Origin of the sequence: Thermaurantiacus tibetensis, assembly GCF_015354055.1 — a bacterium.
Classification (GTDB): domain Bacteria; phylum Pseudomonadota; class Alphaproteobacteria; order Sphingomonadales; family Sphingomonadaceae; genus Thermaurantiacus; species Thermaurantiacus tibetensis.
The window spans coordinates 1-530 of record NZ_JACHTM010000015.1; the positions used below are offsets into that span (position 1 = coordinate 1).

Below are 530 nucleotides of genomic sequence, written 5' to 3' on the forward strand. Positions count from 1 at the left end.
GTGGGAGCGGATTGCGCCGCTGATGCCCCGGCCCGGTCGGCGCGGTCGTCCGCGGGAGGTCGAGTTCCGCGAGGTGATCAACGTGGTCCGCTATCTGGTCCGCTCGGGCTGCGGGTGGCGGATGCTGCCGATCCGCTTTGGGCATTGGCGCACGGTTTATGGCTGGTTTCGCGAGCTGGCGCGGCGCTTTCTGTTCCAGACCATCCATGACGTCGAGCTGATGCTGGACCGCGAGCGACAGGGCCGCGAGCAATCGCCATCGGCCGCCGTCGTCGACAGCCAGACGGTGAAGGCACCGCACGCCGATAGAAGGGGTTACGACGCGGCCGAGCGCATCGTCGGGCGCAAGCGCCACATCGCGGTCGACACCGACGGGCGGCTCTTGATGGTCAATCTGACGCCAGCCGACATCTCCGACAGCGCCGGCGCGCAAGCCGTGCTCGACGCCATCCGCCAGCGCTGGCCCTGGGTGAAGCATCTGTTCGCCGATGCCGCCTATGACCGCCTGAAGCTGATGGACAAGGCCGCCT

The 530-nt window shown here is 68.1% G+C and carries 1 protein-coding gene; it reads left to right on the plus strand.

Features of this window, described 5'->3' with window-relative positions:
- Positions 1-530: IS5 family transposase (locus H3H34_RS13205; RefSeq protein ID WP_194751931.1), on the plus strand; the 530-nt coding region annotated here is incomplete at both ends.